The sequence below is a fragment of the Methylobacterium sp. ap11 genome (assembly GCF_900110515.1).
GTDB classification, from domain to species: domain Bacteria; phylum Pseudomonadota; class Alphaproteobacteria; order Rhizobiales; family Beijerinckiaceae; genus Methylobacterium; species Methylobacterium ajmalii.
This window is the reverse complement of the sequence record NZ_FOEB01000014.1, coordinates 83,218-104,983: the sequence shown is the minus strand read 5'-3', so window position 1 is coordinate 104,983 and position 21,766 is coordinate 83,218. Positions and strand designations below refer to the sequence as shown.

Annotated in this window: 21 protein-coding genes and 1 pseudogene; 9 read left to right on the top strand and 13 right to left on the bottom strand. The window is 71.2% G+C overall.

Annotated elements, in window-relative coordinates; genetic code table 11:
• Window positions 1-113: 113 nt before the first annotated feature.
• Window positions 114-863, bottom strand: a complete 750-nt coding sequence (locus tag BMX97_RS20125; protein ID WP_244538538.1) for a trypsin-like serine protease — start codon at window positions 861-863, stop codon at window positions 114-116.
• A 636-nt stretch (window positions 864-1,499) separates the two neighbouring features.
• Between BMX97_RS20125 and BMX97_RS20120 the strand changes: the two genes are divergently transcribed.
• The gene (locus BMX97_RS20120) at window positions 1,500-1,784 is read left to right on the top strand and encodes a ribbon-helix-helix domain-containing protein (RefSeq protein ID WP_091753063.1); all 285 of its coding nucleotides are present in this window, start codon (window positions 1,500-1,502) and stop codon (window positions 1,782-1,784) included.
• A 174-nt stretch (window positions 1,785-1,958) separates the two neighbouring features.
• A complete protein-coding gene (locus BMX97_RS34210; protein WP_280142809.1) occupies window positions 1,959-2,084 on the top strand; it encodes a hypothetical protein in 126 nt (41 codons plus the stop codon).
• 25 nt (window positions 2,085-2,109) lie between these two features.
• Here BMX97_RS34210 and BMX97_RS20115 read toward each other — a convergent pair whose 3' ends face one another.
• The 5 genes from BMX97_RS20115 to BMX97_RS20095 all read right to left on the bottom strand — a co-directional run bounded on the left by BMX97_RS20115 (window position 2,110) and on the right by BMX97_RS20095 (window position 6,738).
• Window positions 2,110-2,892, bottom strand: coding sequence for an SHOCT domain-containing protein (locus BMX97_RS20115; RefSeq protein WP_091753062.1), 783 nt, complete (start codon window positions 2,890-2,892; stop codon window positions 2,110-2,112).
• A 68-nt stretch (window positions 2,893-2,960) separates the two neighbouring features.
• Window positions 2,961-4,109 (bottom strand): glycosyltransferase family 61 protein, encoded by a 1,149-nt coding sequence (locus tag BMX97_RS20110; RefSeq protein ID WP_091753061.1) that lies wholly within the window; start codon window positions 4,107-4,109, stop codon window positions 2,961-2,963.
• Between the two features lie 33 nt (window positions 4,110-4,142).
• Window positions 4,143-5,513 carry a sensor histidine kinase gene (locus tag BMX97_RS20105; protein WP_244538544.1) on the bottom strand — a complete coding sequence of 457 codons (1,371 nt, stop codon included), beginning with the start codon at window positions 5,511-5,513 and terminating at the stop codon, window positions 4,143-4,145.
• Window positions 5,514-5,647: 134 nt separating this feature from the next.
• Entirely contained in the window at window positions 5,648-6,325 is a 678-nt protein-coding gene (locus BMX97_RS20100; RefSeq protein WP_048431373.1) for a response regulator transcription factor, read from the bottom strand.
• 35 nt (window positions 6,326-6,360) lie between these two features.
• Window positions 6,361-6,738: a PepSY domain-containing protein gene (locus BMX97_RS20095; RefSeq protein ID WP_091753059.1), complete on the bottom strand. Its 378-nt coding sequence runs from the start codon at window positions 6,736-6,738 to the stop codon at window positions 6,361-6,363.
• A gap of 272 nt (window positions 6,739-7,010) precedes the next feature.
• On the opposite strand from BMX97_RS20095, the gene BMX97_RS32940 reads away from it, so the two are divergent.
• Both BMX97_RS32940 and BMX97_RS20085 read left to right on the top strand, forming a co-directional pair.
• On the top strand, window positions 7,011-7,433 hold the full coding sequence (locus tag BMX97_RS32940) for a hypothetical protein (protein WP_177202287.1): 423 nt from the start codon (window positions 7,011-7,013) through the stop codon (window positions 7,431-7,433).
• Window positions 7,434-7,763: 330 nt separating this feature from the next.
• Entirely contained in the window at window positions 7,764-8,381 is a 618-nt protein-coding gene (locus BMX97_RS20085) for an HAD family hydrolase (RefSeq protein WP_091753058.1), read from the top strand.
• A gap of 386 nt (window positions 8,382-8,767) precedes the next feature.
• On the opposite strand, the pseudogene BMX97_RS20080 reads toward BMX97_RS20085, so the two are convergent.
• From BMX97_RS20080 to ispH, 3 genes and pseudogenes are all read right to left on the bottom strand, one after another.
• Window positions 8,768-9,813 (bottom strand): annotated as a pseudogene (locus tag BMX97_RS20080) (IS110 family transposase).
• A 406-nt stretch (window positions 9,814-10,219) separates the two neighbouring features.
• Window positions 10,220-11,194 carry a homoserine kinase gene (locus BMX97_RS20075; RefSeq protein WP_091753057.1) on the bottom strand — a complete coding sequence of 325 codons (975 nt, stop codon included), beginning with the start codon at window positions 11,192-11,194 and terminating at the stop codon, window positions 10,220-10,222.
• Window positions 11,195-11,492: 298 nt separating this feature from the next.
• Complete coding sequence (gene ispH / locus BMX97_RS20070; protein ID WP_048433975.1) at window positions 11,493-12,494, bottom strand: 4-hydroxy-3-methylbut-2-enyl diphosphate reductase; 1,002 nt, start codon at window positions 12,492-12,494, stop codon at window positions 11,493-11,495.
• A gap of 261 nt (window positions 12,495-12,755) precedes the next feature.
• Here ispH and BMX97_RS20065 point away from each other — a divergent pair, with 261 nt between their 5' ends.
• Together BMX97_RS20065 and BMX97_RS20060 are read left to right on the top strand one after the other, a co-directional pair.
• Window positions 12,756-14,615, top strand: a complete 1,860-nt coding sequence (locus BMX97_RS20065; RefSeq protein ID WP_091753056.1) for a monovalent cation:proton antiporter-2 (CPA2) family protein — start codon at window positions 12,756-12,758, stop codon at window positions 14,613-14,615.
• Entirely contained in the window at window positions 14,608-15,984 is a 1,377-nt protein-coding gene (locus tag BMX97_RS20060) for an MATE family efflux transporter (protein WP_091753055.1), read from the top strand. The genes BMX97_RS20065 and BMX97_RS20060 overlap by 8 nt, the downstream gene beginning before the upstream one ends.
• A 47-nt stretch (window positions 15,985-16,031) precedes the next feature.
• Here the strand turns inward: BMX97_RS20060 and BMX97_RS20055 are convergent, their stop codons facing one another.
• The gene (locus tag BMX97_RS20055) at window positions 16,032-17,306 is read right to left on the bottom strand and encodes an MFS transporter (RefSeq protein ID WP_244538537.1); all 1,275 of its coding nucleotides are present in this window, start codon (window positions 17,304-17,306) and stop codon (window positions 16,032-16,034) included.
• Here BMX97_RS20055 and BMX97_RS20050 point away from each other — a divergent pair.
• Together BMX97_RS20050 and BMX97_RS33810 are read left to right on the top strand one after the other, a co-directional pair.
• Window positions 17,281-18,684: an aminotransferase-like domain-containing protein gene (locus BMX97_RS20050; protein WP_091753053.1), complete on the top strand. Its 1,404-nt coding sequence runs from the start codon at window positions 17,281-17,283 to the stop codon at window positions 18,682-18,684. The genes BMX97_RS20055 and BMX97_RS20050 overlap by 26 nt on opposite strands.
• A 318-nt stretch (window positions 18,685-19,002) precedes the next feature.
• Window positions 19,003-19,146, top strand: a complete 144-nt coding sequence (locus BMX97_RS33810) for a hypothetical protein (RefSeq protein ID WP_244538535.1) — start codon at window positions 19,003-19,005, stop codon at window positions 19,144-19,146.
• Between the two features lie 371 nt (window positions 19,147-19,517).
• Here BMX97_RS33810 and BMX97_RS20040 read toward each other — a convergent pair whose 3' ends face one another.
• Entirely contained in the window at window positions 19,518-19,841 is a 324-nt protein-coding gene (locus BMX97_RS20040) for a DUF1127 domain-containing protein (RefSeq protein ID WP_244538534.1), read from the bottom strand.
• 156 nt (window positions 19,842-19,997) lie between these two features.
• Between BMX97_RS20040 and BMX97_RS20035 the strand changes: the two genes are divergently transcribed.
• Complete coding sequence (locus BMX97_RS20035; RefSeq protein WP_091753051.1) at window positions 19,998-20,936, top strand: LysR substrate-binding domain-containing protein; 939 nt, start codon at window positions 19,998-20,000, stop codon at window positions 20,934-20,936.
• A 12-nt stretch (window positions 20,937-20,948) separates the two neighbouring features.
• On the opposite strand, the gene BMX97_RS20030 is transcribed toward BMX97_RS20035, so the two are convergent.
• The gene (locus BMX97_RS20030; protein WP_091753050.1) at window positions 20,949-21,143 is read right to left on the bottom strand and encodes a Flp family type IVb pilin; all 195 of its coding nucleotides are present in this window, start codon (window positions 21,141-21,143) and stop codon (window positions 20,949-20,951) included.
• A gap of 148 nt (window positions 21,144-21,291) precedes the next feature.
• Complete coding sequence (locus BMX97_RS20025; protein ID WP_091753049.1) at window positions 21,292-21,564, bottom strand: DUF3072 domain-containing protein; 273 nt, start codon at window positions 21,562-21,564, stop codon at window positions 21,292-21,294.
• Window positions 21,565-21,766 lie beyond the last annotated feature (202 nt).

Here is a 21,766-nt window from a genome sequence, read left to right as displayed (position 1 = left end):
GCGCGGCCACGCTCGACAAGGGAAGTCTCGCGCACCGGGTGCGGTTCCGCACCGGCACCGCGGCGCAGCGTGAACGAAACCGCGAGCGGGGCCGGGCGAAGGCTACCACGACCTCACTCCCAGCGCGCCGGGGCGCCCCAGGCGGCGGTCGTGCGGTCGATCCAGGCCCGCTGCGGCCCGACCAGCACGCCCTGCGAGACGCCGCCGCAGGGCGCCTTGCCGGCGCCGCTCGCCCAGGTCGTCACCGCGAGCACGCCGCCGCCCGCCCCGGCGACCGGCCCGCCCGAATCGCCCTCGCAGGCGCCCGACGCCGTCGCTCCCTTCAGCCAGACCAGGATCCGGCTCGGGCCGTAGGGCTCGACCACCGGCAGGGTCGCGGTGCGGAAGGTGCCGGTGCTGCGGTGGTCGCCGGGCCGCGCGACGCCGTAGCCGCCGAGCGTCAGCGGCGTGCCCGCGGCGGCCGGGACCTCGGCGAGGGCGGCCGCGACGAAGCGGGCCGGCAGCGCGGTCTCGGTGCGCAGGAGCGCGAGGTCGATCGAGCGCCGCCGCCCGGCGATGGCGCCGGCGTCGTAGCCCGGATGCACCGCCCGGGCGGCGACCCCGAGCAGCACCGGCGCCCCGGCCTCGTCGCGAAAGTGCACCCGGTGCTCGGCCCCGGGGGCGGCGCAATGCGCGGCGGTGAGCACCACGTCGCGGGCGAGCACGATGCCGGTGCAGACCCCGCCGCGCGACGACAGCACCATCACGCTGGAACGCGCCAGCGCCGCGTCGGGCGCGTCGAGCCCGCCGACCACCGCCCGGGCGGGGCCGGCGAGGAGCGGGACGATGAGGACGGCGAGGAGCGGGAGGGCTGGGCGGATCACGTCGCTCTCGGGGCAGCGGGGCCGGAAGGCCCCTGCCCTGCCCGATCCGGCACGGGAGGTCCAGGGAATGATCGTCGAGACGATGCTCGATCCCAATCACCCTCCCATCCTGAGGCGTCGAACGGAATGGAACCCTGCAGGCGATTTGAAAACGTCCTGAAAGCCTGCTTGAATTGCGACGACACAAACGCGAGGGGATTTTCTATCCTGCCCTCCGCCTCATCCTGAGGTGCTGGCGATCATAGATCGCGGGCGATCATAGATCGCTGAGCCTCGAAGGAGGGATCCAGTGATCTCGGAGATTTCTGGAGCCCTCCTTCGAGGTCAGTCGATTTTCAATCGCGTGCGATCTTCGATCGCCAATACCTCAGGATGAGGTTGCTGGTGGGATAGAGTATGGCGATCGGTCAAACAGGCTCCCAAAGCACCATCCGCAAGGACCGAATGGATATCGCCGATCCGTGCCGGCCTGCCCGGACGCGCGGGTCACGACACCGCAGGGCCCCTGCACCGCCAGACCCCGCGCCACGAGATCCCGGCGACACGCCTCGACCGACGTGAAGTGGTGCGCGTGGAGCCCGATCAGAGAAGGTTCTCATATCGCTGACGTCGATCCGTTGCCGGGGAGCCGCGACCATGTCTGCCACGACCGAGCGGACCTTCAGCCTGCCCGACGAGCGATCGCACTCCATCGATACGGTGGTTGCATCCGGCACCTGCGCGAGCGGCAGCGAAGTGGTACGGGCCGGCCTGAGAGCCCTGCAGGAGCGCGACGCTGCCGTCGAAACCTGGCTGCGCGACGAGGTCGTGAGGACCTGCGACGCGATGACGAGCGACCCGGGCCGTGCACGATCCGTCGACGACGTGCGCGCCGGGCTCCAAGCCCTCCATGCCGCCCGCCTTCGGGATGCCGAGCGATGAGGCTGACGGTCGTCCTCTCGCCGGAGGCCGAGGGCAATCTGCGGAGTATCTACGAGCATGCCTTCGAGCGGTCCGGGTCGACACGCGCCCCCGGCTGCGTTGATCGGATCCTGACCCGTTGCGAGGGGTTCGCAGCGGGGACGCAGATGGGACGACCTGCGTCCGGGATGGCGGGTGACGGGGTTCGAGCGCCGGATCACGATCGCGTTCCATCTCACTGTCGACCACGGAGTGATCGACCGGATCCTCCATGCCGGCCGCAACGTCCGGGCGGCCTTCGACGCGGACGATGCGCCGTAGCGGCGTCCGCCCGGCCGGCTCTCCCTCAAAGCCGCGCCAGCAGCTCCGTCTTCTTCGCGGCGAACTCGGCTTCGGTCAGCACGCCGCGGCGATGCAGCTCCGACAGGCGCTCGATCGTCCCGAACACGTCGCCACCCGACCCCGCGGCCGGGGAGGCAGACGAGACGGCCTCCGGGGCGGTCTCCCGCACGGGCATCGGCCGGGAGGCGGAGGTCTCGGCCGGACCGGGCGCACCGACCACCGGCAGCTCCTCCAGCCGCACCGGGCCGAACTGGCTGGTGAAGGCCAGGGAATGGGACGAACCCTGCTGCTGCGAGACGCCGCCGATCTGGTGGTCGCCGGTGTCGTAGAGCGTCACCCGGCCGCCGGATTCGATCGCGAGGCGTCGGGCCTGCGGGAAGAAGGCGTAGCGCGCGTCGTTCTGCGACCCGGAGGTCGCCGGCTGGCCGAGGCCGTCCGGCCACCAGGAGGCACCGCCCCAAGAGCCGCCGACCGATGACCCGCTCCAGGAATCTCCCGAGCCGAAGCCCTGGCTCTGGCTCTGGCTCGATCCCCGGTTCTCCCCGGGCATCGCGGCGGCGAGCGGGGCCAGTTCGTCGCAGAGCGCCACGACCCGGGCCTTGAGGCCCGTGTTGAACATGTCGCCGATCATCGTCATGCCGCCGGCGCTCCACTGGCCCATCCCGCCGAGATCGGGATGGTCGAACTGCGCCATCCGGCCGTGGCCGCGGGCGAGCGCGTCGAGGAGGTGGCGGACGGCATCCGGGCCGACGCCGTGGCGGGCGGCGATCGCGTCGAGGTCGGGCATCGGTCATTCGCTCCGGGGGGCGCCCGGGTTTAGCGCAGTCCCTGCCCTCGGGGAATGGCGATCCGGCGTCAGCCGAGCCCCGGCAGGAGCCGGGCAAGCAGCCCGCCGGGCCGCGGCGGCAGGGGCGGGATCGTCGGCGAGAGGTGCCAGGCGCCCGGGTCGGTGCGCATGTCGTCCTCCCGCAGGGTGTCGATGCGGGCGATCTTGTCGAGGAGCTCGGCGGCCACGGTCTCGGGCTCCGGCAGGGTGAAGTTCACCGTGAAGCCGTCGCCGGCGTGGCTGCTCGTCCCGACCGGATAGTAGTAATGCGCCCGCGTGCGGGTGATGAGGTCGATCAGCCGGTAGGTCCCGCCGAGCTTGAGCCGGTCGGAGAGCACGATCACCCGCCGGCCCGGAGGCGCGAAGAGCAGGGTGTGGAAGGCCGAGCCGTTGGCCCCGAGCACCACCCGGTGCCGGGCGAAGAGGCGCACCTGCTCGGGAAAGCTCAGGAGCTCGGGATGGACGATCCGCACCCCCTCGCGCTCCAGGATCGCCGTCACCGCCGCCTCGTTGGAAAAGCGCCGCACGCCCGCGGTCAGCCGGGTCTTCGACAGGTAGACCGGCTGCGGGTCGGCATCGACCTCCTCGGGGGCGTAGTAACCGCGCCCGATCCGCCCGCAGAGGTCGGCCAGCACCGGGAAGGCGTAGTCGTCCTGCTGCAGGGCGGCCTGGGGCACCAGCAGGGTAGGGATCCGCACCGGGTGCCCGAACGAGGCGAGGTCCATCACGCTGAGACCCAGCCGGCCCAGGATCTCGGGAATGAACGGGGTGGCGCCCCAATCCGCCCCGAGCCCCGGCCCGTGGCAGAGCAGCGTCGGGCGCAAGGTCCCCTCCGGATGGTCGAGGAGCGGCCAGAACCGCGCCAGGGTGTTGATGACGAAGTGGCCGTAATGCGGGTGGATCGCCCCGACATACAGGTAGGGGCCCGCCGGCGCCTCCTCGGTCACCGGGCCCTGGTCCGCCGGCCACTCGGTCGCCTGCCAGGTCGGGGTGCGCTCGCTGCTGTGATGGTCGAGGGATTCGGCCACCATCCGGCCGTCGGCGTCGAAGATCACCGGGATCCTGTCGCAGCCCGGGGTGCGCACGAGGTAGCGCGCATCCTCGACCAGGCGCAGGGCCGGCCGGCCCTGGCGCACCTCGGCATGGCCGTAGACCGCTTCGCTCCGCTGCAGGATCATGCTGCCCTAGGGTATCCCGTCATCCGCGGGCCGTCAGGCCTGCGCCGCCGGGCTCGCATCCCCCGGCACCTCGATCACTGCCCTTAAGCCGCCGAGTGCGGCCGCGTCGAGGCGCAGGCGCCCGCGATACAGGGCGGCGAGGTCGGAGACGATGGACAGCCCGAGCCCCGAGCCCGGCTTGGTCTCGTCGAGGCGCCGGCCGCGCTCCAGCACCGCCACCCGGGCTTCCGGCGGCAGGCCGGGCCCGTCATCCTCCACCGTGACGATGAGGTGGGGGTACTCGCCCTGGCCGATCACCTCGGCGCGGATCGAGACGCGGGCATGGGCCCACTTGGCGGCGTTGTCGACGAGGTTGCCGATCATCTCCTCGAAGTCCTGGCGCTCGCCGCGGAAGCGCAGGCCCGGGGTGACGCTGGTCTCGAAGGTCAGGTCCTTGTCGTAGAAGATCTTGCCGAAGGTGCGCACCAGCGCCGCCACCACCGGCTCGACGTCGGTGAAGGTGCCGAGCGCCCCGGCGAGCGCCGCCGCGCGGGCCCGGTCGAGGTGGTAGTTCACCTGGTCGCGCATCACCGCGGCCTGCTCGCGGACCTTCACGGCGAGCTCGCTGTTGGCGTCCCCCGCCGAGGCCTCGTTGACGATGATGCTGAGCGGGGTCTTCAGCGCGTGCGCCAGGTTGCCGACCTGGGTGCGGGCGCGCTCCAGGATCTCCCGGTTGGTCTCCAGCAAGAGGTTCACCTCGCCGGCGAGCGGCGCGATGTCCCGCGGGTACTCGCCCGAGATGCGGTCGGCCTCGCCGCGGCGGATGGCACCGAGCGCCGCCCTGAGCTTGATCAGCGGCGCGAGGCCGAAGCGGATCTGCAAGAGGGTGGTGAGGCCGAGCGACAGGCCAAGCAGCGCGAAGGTGGTGGTGAGGGCCAGCGTGAACCGCCGCATGTCGGCGGCGATCTCGTCCGACGGGCCGGCGACGCGCACGAGGTAGCGGCCCTCCTCGCCGAGATCGACGGTGCGCTCGATGATGCGCAGGGGCCGGTCGTCCTGCGCCTTGCCGTAGCCCTTGCGCAGCTGCCCGGCCCCGGCCTCGCCGACGGCGTCGTCGGGCGGCTGGAGCGGCACGCCGACGAGCGAGCGCGAGGTGCGCAGGTCCCGCGGCCGGGCGTTCGGCCGGCCGACCTGCCAGTACCAGCCCGACAGCGGCAGGTCGAAGCGCGGGTCGCCGAGGGAGCCGAAGCCCCGCGCCTCGGAATCCGAGGGCGAGACGAGGTTGGTGGCCAGGTCGTTGGCGTAGACGAGGAGCCGGCTGTCGAAGGCGCGCTCGGTGGTCTCGCGGTAGAGGGTCGAAAGGATCAGGCCGGCGATCAGCAGGATCAGGGCGCTCGACAGCAGGGCCGAGACCGCGAGGCGCACCGCGATCGAGCGCTTGCGCCAGGGCCGCCAGCCGAACGGCCACGACCCGGCTGCGGGCGCCGCCGTGCCGGCGAGGCCCGTCTCGACCGGTCCGGTCGGTCCGGGCGCCTCGGCCGCGGCCCGGCCGGGGCCGGTCACGGCTGCTTTCCGCCGGTGCCCGCGTCGATCAGGTAGCCGAGGCCGCGCACCGTCTGGATCAGGTCGACCGCGAGCTTCTTGCGCAGGCGCCCGACGAAGACCTCGATCGTGTTCGAGTCGCGGTCGAAATCCTGGTCGTAGAGGTGCTCGGTCAGCTCGGCGCGCGAGACCACCCGGCCGGTATGGTGCATCAGGTAGGAAAGCAGCCGGTACTCGTGCGAGGTGAGCTTGACCGGGCTGCCGTCGACGAAGACGCGGCCCGAGCGGGTGTCGAGCACCACCGGGCCGACGCCGATCTGGCTCGTGGCGTGGCCGGCGGTGCGGCGGAGCAGCGCCCGCACCCGGGCCAGCAGCTCTTCCATGTGGAAGGGCTTGGTCACGTAGTCGTCGGCCCCGGCATCGAAGCCGTTCACCTTGTCGCTCCAGCGGTCGCGGGCGGTCAGGATGATGACCGGCGTCTTGATCTGCGCCCGGCGCCAGCCCGACAGCACCGAGACGCCGTCGGCCTTCGGCAGGCCCATGTCGAGGATGATGCAGTCGTAGGGCTCGGTCTCGCCCAGGAAGGCGCCCTCCTCACCGTCGAACGCCTTGTCGACGGCGTAGCCCGCCTCCTCCAGGGCGCTCACGACCTGGCGGTTGAGGTCCCGGTCATCCTCGACCACGAGCAGACGCACGATCCGACCCTCTCACGCTCGGGACAAACCCGGGATCACCACTGCCCGGCCACTTTCCCGGACCGGGCATCCACCATCACGTGCACGAACTGCCCGTCCTTGCGCAAGGCCGTCAGCATGTAGACCAGCGCCTCGTCCCGCCGGCAGAGATTGGCCCGCACGATGTCGGCCCGCGGCACGGCGGCCCGCGCCGCCCGGATCGCCGCCACCGGCTCGACCACCCGCTTCTCCGCCACCGCCTCGCGCAGGTCGCCGGAGGAGAGGCAGGTCTGGGTCGTCTCCACGGCCTTGACCGGCCGGGCCGGCACCGCTCCGGTTGCGGTCTCGTCCCGCTCCTCCGCGGCCGCGAGCCAGCCCGAGGCGCCGGCGAGGCCGGCGAGGGCGGGGAGCAGAAGGAGGGCGAGCTGGCGCATGACGGGGACCATCGGCGTCGGGCACTGAATGCACCCTGAATGCGGCCGGGCCGGGGATCCCTCAGGAGCCCCGGACCGGCCGCCTCTCCGGGTCAACCCGAAAGGCCCGTTCGGGCTCCGGGCCGTCGTCCGAATCGCGCACGAGGGAGCCGCCGGGGCCCGCGGGCCGCGGTGAACCCGCGCGGTGAACCCGGAAGCGGGCGCGGCCGTTATGGTTAAGGCAGCGTTCACCGCGCCGTCCGACCCTGCAGGCCGTCACCCGGGGAGATTCGATGCGTCCCGCCGCCGTCCCGTTCCTCGCCGCCTGGCTCCTCGTCGGCGCGGCCTTCGCCGTCCCGGCGGCCGCGCAGGATGCGGCGCCCGAGCGTCCGGTCGCCGAGCCGGCGGCCGTCACCGAGGCGGGCGCGCCGCTTCTGCTGCGCATCCGCCCCCGGGACGAGGCACCGGTCGACGGATCGGGCGACGAGACGGCCGAGGCCGCCCGCGAGGCCGAGCGCGCCGCGGCGGTCGCCCGCGCCACAGCGGCCCGGGAGGCGTTCGAGGCCCGCATCACCGCGCGGGCCAACCGGGCGATCGCCTCGGTCTGCACCGGCTGCCTCGGCCCGCTGCCGCCCTCCGTGGCGCTGGCGCCGCCGGACGCCGTTGCCGCCCCGCCGCGGCTGGTTCCGGCGTCGGTCGCCATGACGGACCCCTGAGGGCTTGCCCGGGCCTGGAGCGCTTCACGATCGCGGTGCACTCGCGAAGCTCTCCAGGTTTCTGATTTTGCCGCATTGTCTTCGACGAACCGGCATCCACTTCGTCGGAAAACGCTTCAAGCAGACTTGCGTTGGCAGGCCGACGCTTCGCCCGCTTCGGTTCGTGTTTCGTCGCAGATCTTCGGCGCCGAACCGGTAACCGCTTCGGCGAAATCTGCTTGGCCGGCCCCGCGGACCGGTGGGGAGGTCCGAACCCGCGCCCGCTACCGATGCGGATGCGCGACGGCGCGACCGTCCGCCCCGATCGCAGGCTGCAGGGAGACCCTCGGCATGGAAGGCCGCATCGACCTCGTCCTGTTCGACCTCGACGACGTCCTCTACCACTACAGCCGCCGCCGGCGCGTCGAGCGCCTGTCGGAGATCACCGGCATCGCCCCGGAACTCATCCGGGCGGCGGTCTGGGACAGCGGCCTGGAGGCGGCGGGCGATCACGGGACGCTCGGGCGGGAGGCCTATCTCCAGGCCTTCGGCGAGCGGATCGGGCGTCCCGTCTCCCTGGCGGAGTGGGTCGACGCGCGCCGCGCCGCCGTTGCGCCGAACGGCCCGATGCTGGCGCTCGCCGCGCGGCTGCGCGCTACGACGGGCATCGCCGTCCTGATCAACAACCCGGAACTCCTGACCGACCACGTCGACGTCATCTGCCCCGAGCTCCGGCCGCTCTTCGGCGAGCGGATCTTCGCTTCGGCGTCGTTCGGCGCGGCCAAGCCCGACGCGGCGTGCTTCGAGCGCTGCCTGGCCGGCCTCGCGGTCGCACCGTCCGCCGCGCTGTTCGTGGACGACCTCGCCGAGAACGTCGCGGGCGCCCGGGCGGCCGGGCTCCACGCGCACCACTTCACGTCGGTCGAGGCGTGTCGCCGGGATCTCGTGGCGCGGGATCTGGCGGTGTAGGGGCCCTGCGGTGTCGTGACCCGCGCGTCCGGGCAGGCCGGCACGGATCGGCGATATCCATTCGGTCCTTGCGGATGGTGCTTTCGGAGCCTCTCTGATTGGGGTTCGTGAGGCAAGCGTCTCCCGATCGATGTTTCCTGTGTCCCGGTGTGTCGCTCCCGCGGGTCACGCGCTTCTCTTCGCGGTCGGCGCGCGGCCGCCGCATGATGGGGTCAGGAGAGCGAGGCGTCTCAATCTGTTTCACGACCCGGCCTGCTGACGCAGGCCGGTTCGAGACGCTCAACGAGATCGCCTCGCCCATCGTCCCCACGGGAACGATCCGGGTCACCCTCGCGGGTGACGTCCGGCCTGCCGGCGTTCAGTTCGCCGCAGCAGGCGTATCTTGGTCAGGCAGCCATGATGGCCGGCGCCGGCGCCGGCTCCTTGCCGAAGCGGAACGCGGTCCCGTCGCTCCACATCCGGTGCAGGACGACGGCGAGCTTGCGCGCGACCGCCACGCGGGCCCGCGCCATGCCGCGATGCTTGGCGAGTTGCATGCCCCAGGCGCGCAGGCTCGACCATTTGCGCGAGCGCGTCAGCAGAGAGTGCGCGGCCTCGTAGGGCGCGGTGCGGGCGAGTTCGTCGCCGCAGCGGCTGACCTTGCCCTGGATGTCGGTCTCGCCCGACTGGTCGCGGGAGGGCGTCAGGCCGAGGTGGGCCCCCACGTCCCGGGAGTGTCGGAACCGCTCCGGCCGGTCGATGGTGGCGCGGAAGGCCAGCGCGGTGATCGGGCCGACACCCGGCACGCTCATCAGCCGGCGGCAGCCCGCCTCGCCGCGCACGATGACGAGAACCTGACGGGTCAGCCGGTCGAGTTGCTCCAGCATGGTGGCCAGGATCGCCAGCAGGGGCGTGACGAGCGGCAGGATCAGGGGATCGTCGCCGGCCAACTCTCGCACCCGCCCGGCAAAGGCGGCGCGGGCCGGTGTGCCGAGCGTGATCCCGCCCTCGCGCAGGATCGCCCGCACCACGTTCTCGATGGCGCGCATCTCGTCGAGCACGGTGCGCCGCGCCACCAGCAGCGACCGCCAGAGCCGGGACTGACGCGACTTGACGTGGATCCTGCCGGAACCAGCCTGTCCGCATGATCTGGGCGAGCGCACGGGCATCGTTGCGGTCTGTCTTGTTGGGCATCGTCGTCATGGCCGCGTTGGCGGACCGCGTCTCGATGCAGATCGCGGGCAAACCCGCCGCCCGAAGCGCGTCGTGCAGCCAGGTCGTCAGCGGACACGCTTCCAGGCCGACACGCTCCAGAGGCAGGCCGAGCCCCGTCAGGGCCGCGATGAGAGCGGAGGGCTCGCTGGCAGCCCGCAACTCCTTGATCGTCCGTCTCGTCGACGAGACAGATCGCGGTCTCTTCCAGGGAGACGTCGAGTCCGGCAAAGGGCGTCATGGCTGCTCCTTCCTGATGCTGTGGCGATCCACCCTCGACCACGATCTCGCATCTCGATAGGAGCAGCCGCCTTCAGCGGATCCGCGACAGGACCCCAATCACCCGATCTGTTTGACTTGCGACGACACGATCGCGAGGGGATTTTCCATCCTACCCTCCACCTCATCCTGAGGTGCTGGCGATCATAGATCGTGGGCGATCGAAGATCGCTGAGCCTCGAAGGAGGGATCCAGTGATCTCGGAGGCTTCTGAAGCCCTCCTTCGAGGTCAGTCGATCAAAGATCGCGTGCGATCTCCGATCGCCAACACCTCAGGATGAGGTTGCGGGTGGGATAGATGATATCGATCGGTCGAACAGGCTCTGAGTCTTTCAGACTGCCGATGTCGGGGGAGGAGCCGCGTGCCCTCACCCCGCCACCGGGCTCCACCCATACTCCTCCGCCGCCGCGACCTTGCGGTGGAAGGCGAGCCTGCGGTCGTACTCGAGCGGGTCCTTCGGCTTCACCAGGGCGCCGGGCGGCACGTTGAGCCAGTCGACGAGGCGGGTCAGCATGAAGCGCAAGGCCGCGCCGCGGGCGAGCAGCGGCAGGGCCGCGACCTCGCGCGGTTCGAGCGGGCGCACGGCCTGGTAGGCGGCGATCATCGCCTGGCCCTTGGTGCGGTTGAACGAATAATCCGCCTCGAAGCACCAGGCGTTGAGGCAGATCGCCAGGTCGTACGCGAAGGAATCGGTGCAGGCGAAGTAGAAGTCGATCAGGCCCGACACCTCGTCGCCGAGGAAGAACACGTTGTCGGTGAAGAGGTCGGCGTGGATCACGCCGCCGGGCAGGTCCTGCGGCCAGGAGCCTTCGAGGAGCGCCAGGTCCGCGCGGGTGCGGGCAGTGAGCCCCGGGGCGACGCGGTCGGCTTCCGCCTCCGCCGCCTCGAAGAGCGGGCGCCAGCCCGCCACCGAGAGGGCGTTCGGCCGCTGCATCGGGAAATCGGCACCGGCGGCGTGCAGGCCGGCGAGCGCCGCGCCCAGCGCCCGGCAATGCTTGACCCCCGGCCGGCGCACCGAGACGCCCTCCAGGAACGACACGATCACCGCGGGCCGGCCGCAGAGGCGCCCGAGGGTGGCACCGTCGCGGGTGCGGATCGGCTGCGGGCAGGCGAGGCCGTTGGCGGCCAGGTGCTGCATCAGGCCGAGGAAGAACGGCAGGTCGCCCTCCCTCACCCGCTTCTCGTAGAGGGTGAGGATGTAGGAGCCGGTGGTGGTGTGGAGGATGAAGTTGGTGTTCTCCACCCCCTCGGCGATGCCCTTGTAGGACAGGAGATCGCCGATCTCGTAGGCGGCAAGGAAGGCGGCCAGCGCCTCGTCCGGAACCTCGGTGTAGACCGCCACGGCCGTTCTGCTTTGCTTGAGAAAATGGATGAAGGAAACGAGGGCTGGCGCTCCGGGGAAAAGCGCGGGATCCCCTCTCCCGTGTGGGAGAGGGGTAGGGGCGATCGGAGATCGCGCGAGGGTGGAGACGTTGCCGCAGGAAGACCGAACCGTTCCGCTGCCGGCACGACGCTCCGCGATTAACGCTGAAGCGTGCCACCCTCACGCGGGATCTTCGATCCCCCGGCCCCTCTCCCACACGGGAGAGGGGGGACCCGCGCCTCGTCCTGCGAACGCTGGGCCGGGAGGGCTACCGACCCTACTCCGCCGCCTCGCTGCGCAGTTCGCGCGGCAGCGGGAAGACCATGTCCTCGGTCGTGGTCGAGACGGTGTCGACCGTGACCTCGTAGCGGGTCGCGAAGGCGTCGATGATCTCCTCCACCAGCACCTCGGGGGCCGAGGCGCCGGCGGTCAGGCCGAGGCGGCGGATGTCGGAGAACGCCTCCCAGTCCAGGTCCTCGGCGCGGTTGACGAGCCGGGTGATCGGGCAGCCGACCCGCTCGGCGACCTCGCGCAGGCGCTGCGAGTTCGAGGAGTTCGAGGAACCGACGACGATCAGCGCGTCGACGAGGGGGGCCACCTGCTTCACCGCCTCCTGGCGGTTGGTGGTGGCGTAGCAGATGTCGTCCTTGTGCGGGCCGACGATCTTGGGGAACTTCTGCTTCAACGCCTCGACGATGTGGTGGGTGTCGTCGACCGAGAGGGTGGTCTGGGTGACCCAGGCGAGGTTGTCGCGGCTCTCGGGCTCCAGCGCCTCGATCTGCTCGATATCCTCCACCAGGGTGATCGAGCCCTTGGGCAGCTGGCCCATGGTGCCGACGACCTCCGGATGGCCGGAATGGCCGACCAGCAGCACGTGACGGCCGCGCTTGTGGTGGATCTCGGCCTCGCGGTGGACCTTGGTCACCAGCGGGCAGGTCGCGTCGATGGTGGTGAGCCCGCGGGAGTTCGCGTTCTGCGGCACGGTCTTGGCCACGCCGTGGGCGGAGAAGATCACCGGGGCCTTGCCGTCCGGCACCTCGTCGAGCTCGGCGACGAAGACCGCGCCTTTGCGCTTCAGGCTCTCGACCACGTACTTGTTGTGCACGATCTCGTGCCGCACGTAGACGGGCGGCCCGTAGAGGGCCAGCGCCCGCTCGACGACGTCGATGGCCCGCACCACGCCGGCGCAGAACCCGCGCGGGGCGCAGAGGAGGATCTCGAGGGGCGGCTTCGCGGGCGCGGCGGCACCGGCGTCGGTCTGGTTCACGGAGGCGCTCATGATCCGGGATGTGGCGAGGGGGGACGGTCCCTGTCAACCTCTTGTGCCACGCATTCGCGCAGATCCCTAGCGTGCGCCCGCGACACCCGGCCCGCACCGTCACCCGCGGCGGGCGCCTCGGGCTGCGAGGGATCGACGACATAGCCGCATCGCCGCGCCCGCGCCGAACCGGGTTCGTGCCGAACCGGGTTCGCCCGCGGGCCCCGTTCGGGTTAAGGGAGGGAGCCTCAGCCGACCTCGAACCCCGGAGACCCCCGCGCGATGGCGACAGCCGCCGACCACGCCAGCTTCCTGCCGCCGGTCCTCACCTTCCTGTCCGCCGCGGTGATCGGCGTGCCGATCTTCCGCCTGCTCGGGCAGAGCGCGGTGCTGGGCTACCTCGTGGCCGGCGTCGTCATCGGCCCCTCGGGCCTGTCGCTGATCACCGAGCCGGAGACCGCCCGCAGCGTCTCGGAGCTCGGAGTGGTGCTGCTCCTGTTCATCGTCGGGCTGGAGCTCGAGATCTCGCGGCTGATCTCGCTCAGGCGCGACATCCTGGGCCTCGGCACGCTCCAGCTCGGGCTCTGCGCCCTGGCGCTCGGGGGGCTGGGCTTCCTCACCGGCCTGTCGGCGGGGGCCGCGACCGTGATCGGCATCGCGCTCGCCCTCTCGGCGACCGCGGTGGCGCTGCAGCTCCTCGAGGAACGGCGCGACCTCGCCTCGCCCTACGGCCAGCGCGCCTTCGCGGTGCTGCTGTTCCAGGACCTCTCGATCGTCGGCATCCTGGCCTTCCTGCCGCTGATCGCCCAGACCGGCCCGTCGGGCGGCGGCGAGGCCTGGATCGGTACCGCCCTGCAATCGGCCGGGACGGCGGTGGCGGCGGTGATCGGGGTGGTGCTGGTCGGCCGCTACGGCCTCAACCCGTTCTTCCGGCTGCTCGCCGCCAGCGGCGCCCGCGAGGTGATGACGGCGGCCGCCCTCCTCGTGGTGCTGGGCACCGCGCTCCTGATGGAGGAGGTCGGGCTGTCGATGGCGATGGGGGCGTTCCTCGCCGGGCTGCTGCTCGCCGAATCGAACTTCCGCCACCAGCTCGAGGCCGACATCGAGCCGTTCCGCGGCATGCTGCTCGGCCTGTTCTTCATGAGCGTCGGCATGTCGATCGACCTCACCCTGGTGATGCAGAACTGGCTCGGCCTGTTCCTCGCCACGCTGGGGGCGATCCTGATCAAGGTCGCGCTGGTCGCCGGGCTCTTCCGTCTGTTCGGCTCGTCCTGGCTCGACGGCCTGCGCGGTGCCGCCGTGCTGGCGCCGGCGGGCGAGTTCGCCTTCGTGCTCCTGCCGGTGGGCCAGGAGCTCGGGCTCGTCGACGGGCCGTCCGGGCGGCTCGCCATCGCGCTCGCGGCCATCACCATGCTGATCGGGCCGATCGGCGCCAAGGTCCTCGACGGGGTGCTGTCGCGGCGCGCCACCGCGCCCCTCGAACCCGAGCACGAGGTGATCGAGGATGCCGAGGCCCGCGTCCTGGTGATCGGCTTCGGCCGCTTCGGCCACATCCTCAACCAGGTGCTGCTGGCCCAAGGGCTCAGCGTCACGGTGATCGACAAGGACGTCGAGCAGATCCGCAGCGCCGCCCGCTTCGGCTTCCGGGTCTATTACGGCGACGGCACCCGCCTCGACGTGCTGCGCTCGTCCGGCGCCGGCAAGGCCGAGGTGGTCTGCATCTGCATCGACGATCCGGAGGCCACCCTCAAGATCGTCGACCTCGTCCATGCCGAGTTCCCGGCGGCGCGCACCTACGTGCGGGTGTTCGACCGCGTGCAGGCGATCGAGGCGATGGGCCGCGACGTCGACTACCAGATCCGCGAGACCTTCGAATCGGCCCTCGCCTTCGGGCGCGCCACCCTGGAGGCGCTCGGCCTCTCGCCCGAGGAGGCGGCCCGCACCGTCGACGACGTGCGCAAGCGCGACCTCGCCCGGCTGGTGCTGCAGCAGGCCGGCGACCCCCTCGACCGGGCCGACCCGCTGCGCAGCCTGGTGCGGATCAAGCCCGAGCCCCTGACCGCGCCGCTCCACGCCTCGCACGGCCTCAACCCGGAGACCGAGGACATCATCGCCCGCGAGCGGGCCGGCGCCGATGGGTGATCCCCGCCCGCCCGGGACCGACGCCGCGCCCGCCCGCTTCGTCACCGGCTCGACGCTGCGCCACGTCGCCGTGATGGCGGCGACCGGCTCGGTCGGCCTGATGGCGATCTTCGTCGTCGACCTCCTGTCGCTGCTCTACATCGCGCGGCTGGGCGATCCGGTGCTGACCGCGGCGGTGGGGTTCGCCACCATCGTCCAGATCTTCGCGGTCTCGATCAACATCGGGATGATGATCGCGGTCGGCGCCCTGGTCTCGCGGGCGCTCGGCGCCGGCGAGGTCGAGCGGGCGCGCCGGCTCGCCGCCTCGGCCCTGGTGCTGGCGGTCGTCGCCGCGGGATTGGTGACCGCGCTGCTGCTGCCGCTCCTCGCGCCCCTCCTCCGGTTGATCGGCGCGGGCCCCGAGACCGTGCCGGCGGCCCGGACCTTCCTGTGGATCGCCCTGCCGTCGAGCCTCGCGATGGCGCTCGGCATGGGGTTCTCCGGCGTGCTGCGGGCGATCGGCGACGCGCGGCGCGGCATGAACGTGACGCTCGCCGGCGCCGCGGTGACGGCCGTCCTCGATCCGCTGCTGATCTTCGGCCTGAACCTCGGGGTCGAGGGGGCGGCGATCACGACCGTGGTCGCCCGCCTCGCCTTCGCCTGGGTGGGATATTCCGGGGCGGTCGGCGTCCACCGGATGGTGGCGCGCCCGCGCCTCGCGGAGGTGCTCGCCGACGCCGGGCCGATCCTGCGCGTCGCGCTGCCGACCGTGCTCACCAACCTCGCCCCGCCGGTGGCGAGCGCCTTCCTCGCCCACGTCATGGCGGGCTTCGGCACCGCGACGGTCGCCGGCAACGCGGTGGTCGACCGGCTGGTGCCGGTGGCCTTCGGCGGCCTGTTCGCGCTGTCCGGCGCCGTCGGCCCGATCCTCGGCCAGAACTGGGGCGCCGGCCGCTTCGACCGGATGCGCGCGACCTTGCGCGACGCCGCCCTGGTGACCGGCCTCTACGTCGCGGTGGTCTGGCTCGCCCTGCTGCTCGCCCGCGCGCCACTGACCGCCCTGTTCGGGCTCGACGGCGCGGCCGCCGACCTGCTGGCCTTCTTCTGCCTCGCCGGCGGGGCGATCTGGTTCTTCAACGGGCTCCTCTTCCTCGGCAACGCCTCGTTCAACAACCTCGGCTTCCCGCTGACGGCGAGCGCCCTCAACTGGGGCCGGGCGACGCTCGGCACCATGCCGACGGCGTGGCTCGGCGCGCATCTCGCCGGACCGGAAGGGGCGCTGGCCGGGACCGGGATCGGCTCGGCGCTGTTCGGGGTGGTGGGATTGGCGCTGGCGTTCCGGACGGTGGGGGTGCTGGAGCGGCGGGAGGGGGAGGTGGATGGAGGGTAGTCCGTCTGCGGACCAGCCTCATCCACTTCCATGTGCCCCTGCATTTTTCATTGATCGATTTTTCTCATGACACAGGTAGCAGCGACGATGTTGGCCGCTACGAGCGCTGCCATGACGACGAGTGCGGCGTCGATCCCGTAGCCGGCGATCACGCGGCCGGCGACGAAGGGAAAGCCGAACAGGCCGATGAAGTAACCGAGCGTGAACACCTGTGACGCGACGGGCACCGACAAGTCCTTCGCGCCGGCCAGGTTCACCACCATGGCATTGAGCGTCGAGTAGGTGAGACCGTAGCCCGTCGCGAACAGGATGGTCGCAACGACGTAGAGCGTTCGACTCCCCTCGTTGGCGACCAGGAGCCCGAGACCGAGGAGCGTCGCGATGAAGAGGGCGAGAGCCACGCGCGCCAGCGGCAAGCTGCCGATCATGGACGCGACGGAGAACCGCAAGACGACAGTAGCGACAGTGAACGTCAGGAAGAACACGTCGGCGGTCGTCCCGCGCGAGCCGGCGTAGAGGCCTTGGAAGGTCGAGAGCCCGGCGAAGGTGCAGGCGGCCACGCCCATCATCACGACCGGCACGACCGTGCTCGCCCGCAGGACCGACAGGATCGACGTAATGGTGAGAGCGACCGCATGCATCGGCAGTTGGAGCTGTAAGGCCATGGGCTTGCGAATCGCGAGGCAGAACCCCGCTGCCAGGGCGCAGAAGGCCGCGTACACGGCATAGGCTCTGGCGGGGCCGCCGACATGGTCCGCAACGAGGTGGCCGAGCGGCGCGGACAGGCCGATGCCGAGCATTTGCGACCCCGACAGGAGGGTCAACGCCTCCAAGCGCGCCGCCGGCCGCAGGCAATGAATGAGCTGAACCGGCGCGAGCATGTAGAAGACAGCCCAGCCGAGACCGAGGAGAAGGCCGCCTGCATAGGCGAGCGGCAGGCCTCCGGACCCGATCATGGCAAAGCACGCCATCGCTGCCGCCATGATCGCCGCCGCGGTGATGATCAGCGGCAGAATGCCGGCGCGCTCGGCCAGCCGGCCGGCGACGAGAGAGCCGACCAGCGTCGCCACGGTTCCCACGCTGACCACGGCCCCGGCCGTCGATGCGGGATGCCCTGCTGCGCTCAAGGCGTCGGGCAGCAGAAAGCTCGATCCATAGGCCATGGCGAGCGTGACGGCCGAGGCGAGGTAGGGCGCGAAGAGGCGCGTCGGCAGCCTGTCGGCGAGCGCGTCGGACGCCGGAGAGAAGGTTGAAAGCGTTTCCGGCTTTCCGCGGGAAGTGTTATCTGCATCTGTCATGAAAACGAATAACAGACTGAACATCGTTATTCAAACACTCAGGGCGGCGATCGCCTCGGCAGGTCCGGGAGGGCGCCTTCCGTCGGTGCGGGCGCTCATCGACGAACACCGCGTGAGTCCGGCGACTGTCGAACGAGCCTTCGCGCAACTCGTCGGCGAGGGCCTGATCGAGCCTCGTCCCGGTCAGGGCACTTTCGTCCGTCAAACCAAGGATGGCACGATCGACCAGGCCGATTTCTCCTGGCAATCCGTCGCGCTCGGAGCGGCGCGCACCGAGGGCACTGACCTGGGTACGCTCCTGGCACTGCCGCCGCCCGAAAGCCTTGTCCTGAGCATGGGCTACCTGCCCCCGGACCTCCAGGCCTCCGGCCTGCTGGCGACTGCCCTCCGCAAGACCGCCGCAAGCCCCGAGCTGTGGGACCGTTTGCCGATCGACGGCCTCGACTCGCTGAGGGGGTGGTTCGCGCGCGAGGTCGCGCACGGCACAGTCTACTCACCTCACGACGTCATCGTCTGCGGCGGCGGACAGGCCGCCCTTGCCACGACCTTTCGCGCCCTCGTCCCTCCCGGGAGCCCGGTCCTGATGGAGATGCCGACCTATACGGGAGCAATCTCGGCCGCCCGTGCGGCGGCCCTCGCGCTGGTTCCCGTGGCCATGGACGGGCAGGGCGTTCGACCGGACCTGCTGGCGGATGCCTTCAAGCGCACCGGAGCGCGCGCCTTCTACAGCCAGCCGACCTTCTCCAACCCGTCGGGCACCGTCCTATCCGCGGAGCGGCGCGCCGCCATCCTCGATGTCGCCTCGGCGGCGCGGGCCTTCGTCATCGAGGACGACTGGGCGCGTGACTTCGACCTGACGGGCACGGCACCGGCACCGTTGGCTGCCGGGGACCGGCACGGGCACGTCGTCTACATCCGGTCTCTCGCTAAAGCGGCCGCACCCGGATTGAGGGTCGCCGCCATCATGGCACGCGGCGCGGCGTCAGCGCGCTTGAAGTCGGTGCGAAGCAGCGATGACTTCTTCGTGTCGGGTCCCTTGCAGGCAGCAGCCTTGGCGGTCGTCACTGCACCCGGCTGGAAGCGGCATATCCATGCCGCGCGCACAGCCCTGATCGAGCGTCGCGACGCTCTGGTCGGCGCGCTGCGGACGGAACTTCCGGAATGCGTGACGTTCCGCGTCCCGAGCGGCGGCATGCATCTGTGGCTGCGCCTGCCGGATCACGTCCAGGATGGCGAAGTCGCGGCGGACATGGCTCGGCAGGGCGTCGTCATCAGTGCCGGCCGCGCCTGGTTCCCGGCTGATCCGGAAGGCTCGTTCCTGCGGCTGACCTTCGCGGCCTCTCCTGCGGTCATTCGCGAGGCGATCGGACGACTTGGTCCGGCTATCGCCCGGCGGTTGTGATTCCTGATCGTCGGTTTTTGCGCCCCGCGCCGGAGCAAATGAACCGATGCGACCGGCGGATCGCCCGCTTCATTTCGCAAGGAAGATGTGGCAGCGAGAGCCCAACTGACGTCCGATTCAGTCCGGTCCATGATGCCGACCGATCGAACGCGGGAGAGTGGTGATGACCACATCCGCGCACGCGGCCGCCGCAGAACCGACACTGACGGACCCCGCCCTCGTCCCCCGCACCGAACCGGAGGCCGATTCCCGCACGCTGTCCTTGCCCGCCACAGCGCTGCCTTACCCTGCATCCGCACCACCGACGATGGTGTCGTCGTGATCCTGCACGCCCGTGACGTCCATGCGTTCGTCATCGATCCGCGCACGCAGCAGGTGGAGACGGAATTCGCGCGGCTGCGCGGCATCACCTCCGGCCCGCTGTTCGAGTTCCCGCGCTTTGCGCTCGCGAGATCTCCCTGAAGGGGGCCGCGGTGTCGGCAGGCGCGCTCCTGTCCCTCCCCACGCTCTCGGCCATGCGCGAACCGGCCCCCTACGCGGATCCGGACGTCTTCGACATCCGCCCATCCGCGCTGGCACCTCGTGTCCGGCGGCGGCGTGCATCGCCCGCGTCGCGCTGGAGGAAGGCCTGCGGGCGCTCGTGCGCGGGCTTCCGGGCCTTCGCCTCGACCGACCCCTGGCCGTGCGGGGATCGTCCGCGCTCCGCCGGGTCGATGCGCCGCCGGTATCGTGGCCGGCGGCGTTGACCGGCAGGGATGCGGACGAACGGGCGCGATCCCCGCCTCCGGCCGGAGGAGAGGATCGCGGAGTCGGTCGGGATCCGCGCGGGCGCCTCAGCGCCCCTCCACCGCCCGCCCGTCCCGGGCGGCGACGCGCAGGCTCAGGGCCGGCGGCGGGAGTTGGCGCCGGGCGCGACGTCGATGCACCAGGGGTACGGTCGGGTCCTTCATGAACGGCAGGTCGAGGGCGCCCATCACGTCGTTGCGGGTCAGCCCGATGTCTTTCAGGCCGCGGTCGTCGAGCTCGGCGAGGCGGTAGGCGGCGCGGCGGTTGATCCACAGCACGACGATCCGCGCCACGATCTGCGCGGCCTTGCGGCCGTAGCCGGGCGCCAGCGCGAGAACACCGAAGAGGGGGGCAAAGCTGATCGTCATCATGGTCTCCGGCGGGAGCTGTCGGCGTACCTCGTCATGCGCCGGCCATCGCTCTTCCGCTGCGTCCGTCATAGCGCCGCTTGGTCGATGCGTTGAGCGAATGCTTGAGATGTGTAACATCACGGGAATTGATGCAGGAACCGACGACGGAGCCGCCCGGTGCATCCCCTCGACATCGACCAGCTCCGCAGCCTCGTGGCGATCGCCGAGAGCGGCTCGTTCACCCGCGCGGCCGAGGCCGTGCACAAGACGCAATCCGCGGTCTCGATGCAGATGAAGCGGCTCGAGGAGCGGATCGGGCGCGAGATCTTCGCCAAGGCCGGCCGCGGCGTGCGCCTGACCGAGGACGGCGAGCGCCTGCTCGACTACGCGCGCCGCATCGTGCGGCTGCAGACCGAGTGCCTGGCGACCTTCGACGAGGGCGACCTGCCCGGCCGGGTGCGGCTCGGCCTGCCGGACGACTACGCCGACCGCTACCTGCCGGAGATCCTCGGCCGCTTCGCCCGGGCCCATCCGCGGGCCGAGGTCACGGTGGTGTGCGAGCCCTCCGACATGCTGGCCGAGCGGATCGCCGACGGCGACATCGACCTCGCTATCGTCACCGAGGCCAAGACGGCAAGCAAGACGGGGAGCGCGGCGCGAGGCGGCGGGCGGCGGGGCGTCGAGACGATCCGCACCGAGGCCCTGCTCTGGGTCACGTCGAGCCGCCACGCGGTGCACCGGGAGGAGCCGGTGCCCCTCGCCCTCGGCCGGCCGGCCTGCAACTGGCGGCTCGCCGCCATCGAGGCGCTGGAGCGCGGCGGGCGCCAGAGCCGGATCCTGTTCGTGAGCTGGAACTCCACCGCGGTCGGCGCCGCGGTGCTGGCCGGGCTCGCCGTCTCGGTCCTGCCGGAGAGCGCGTTGCGCTCAGGCATGCGGGTGCTCGGCCCGCAGGACGGCTTCGCGCCCCTGCCGGCCTGCCGGATCGGCCTGATGCGCCACCGGGCGGGCGAGCCGAACCCGCTCGCCGACATCCTGGCCGGGCAGATCCGGCAATCGCTCGACAACCTCGCTCTCGACGACCTCGCGCCCGACGCACCGGGGCTGGCGGCGGAGTGAACGCCGCGCGTTCTACTGGAGCGCGGCGAGGAAGCGGGTGCTGAGGTTGGTGAACAGGCCGCCGGCCGAGTTGCCGTAGACCGCGAGCGCTCCCGTGAGGGCCAGGAAGATCAGCCCGGCCACGAGCGCGTACTCGATCGCCGTCGATCCGGATCGCTCGTCCCGGAATGTCCGGACCGCCTCCGTCCTCCGCGCCCTGTCCCGCACGCCCCGCTCCCACGATCCGTCGGCGACAGAGTAAGGACAGACCTCCTCATCACAGGTTAACGCGACGATCGAAACGGCTGGCAGGGCGCCCTGCCGGCCGGAAGCGAGGATGGGACCGAGGTCTTTTTTGGATCCCGGCCCCCGATCGTCAGGCCTTGCCGGTCTCCTTGCGCAGCGCGTCGATGCGCTGCGAGGCCTCGGCCTTGTCGAGATCGGGATCGTAGGCGTCCTCGTCCTTGGCCTGCTCGGCCAGGGTCTTGAGATAGGACGCCTGCGCCCCGGTCATCGGCTCGGAGCCGGTGGTCCAGTCCTTGGGATCCTTGATTCGGTTCGAGGTGTCCTTGGGATCCTGCTTCGGGTTCTCGGTGTCGTGCTGCGCCTCGGCGTCGTGGGACTCGGCCTTCTTGGTCCTGGCGGTCATGGGGATCCCCGTGTTCCCTGATTGTTCCAGCCAGACAACGGGGAAGCCCCGGCTCGCGTTCCCGGCCGGGACGCCGGGATGCGGCTTGTCCCCGCAAATCACGGCCGCGGACGCGCGAAGGCCCCGGGCGGTCTCCCGCCCGGGGCCTTGTTCACGCGCTCGTCGTGGAAAGCGAGCAGCCCTGTGTCAGGCCGGCACGATC

What these genes read in the sequence shown, in the direction of transcription:
- BMX97_RS20055 (WP_244538537.1), bottom strand. Translation starts at nt 17,306, where the DNA reads ATGTTCAGTCTGTTATTCGTTTTCATGACAGATGCAGATAACACTTCC.
- BMX97_RS20120 (WP_091753063.1), top strand. Translation starts at nt 1,500, where the DNA reads ATGTCTGCCACGACCGAGCGGACCTTCAGCCTGCCCGACGAGCGATCG.
- BMX97_RS20060 (WP_091753055.1), top strand. Translation starts at nt 14,608, where the DNA reads ATGGGTGATCCCCGCCCGCCCGGGACCGACGCCGCGCCCGCCCGCTTC.
- BMX97_RS20025 (WP_091753049.1), bottom strand. Translation starts at nt 21,564, where the DNA reads ATGACCGCCAGGACCAAGAAGGCCGAGTCCCACGACGCCGAGGCGCAG.
- BMX97_RS20040 (WP_244538534.1), bottom strand. Translation starts at nt 19,841, where the DNA reads ATGATGACGATCAGCTTTGCCCCCCTCTTCGGTGTTCTCGCGCTGGCG.
- BMX97_RS20110 (WP_091753061.1), bottom strand. Translation starts at nt 4,109, where the DNA reads ATGATCCTGCAGCGGAGCGAAGCGGTCTACGGCCATGCCGAGGTGCGC.
- BMX97_RS20050 (WP_091753053.1), top strand. Translation starts at nt 17,281, where the DNA reads ATGAAAACGAATAACAGACTGAACATCGTTATTCAAACACTCAGGGCG.
- BMX97_RS20095 (WP_091753059.1), bottom strand. Translation starts at nt 6,738, where the DNA reads ATGCGCCAGCTCGCCCTCCTTCTGCTCCCCGCCCTCGCCGGCCTCGCC.
- BMX97_RS20115 (WP_091753062.1), bottom strand. Translation starts at nt 2,892, where the DNA reads ATGCCCGACCTCGACGCGATCGCCGCCCGCCACGGCGTCGGCCCGGAT.
- BMX97_RS32940 (WP_177202287.1), top strand. Translation starts at nt 7,011, where the DNA reads ATGCGTCCCGCCGCCGTCCCGTTCCTCGCCGCCTGGCTCCTCGTCGGC.
- BMX97_RS20065 (WP_091753056.1), top strand. Translation starts at nt 12,756, where the DNA reads ATGGCGACAGCCGCCGACCACGCCAGCTTCCTGCCGCCGGTCCTCACC.
- BMX97_RS20085 (WP_091753058.1), top strand. Translation starts at nt 7,764, where the DNA reads ATGGAAGGCCGCATCGACCTCGTCCTGTTCGACCTCGACGACGTCCTC.
- ispH (WP_048433975.1), bottom strand. Translation starts at nt 12,494, where the DNA reads ATGAGCGCCTCCGTGAACCAGACCGACGCCGGTGCCGCCGCGCCCGCG.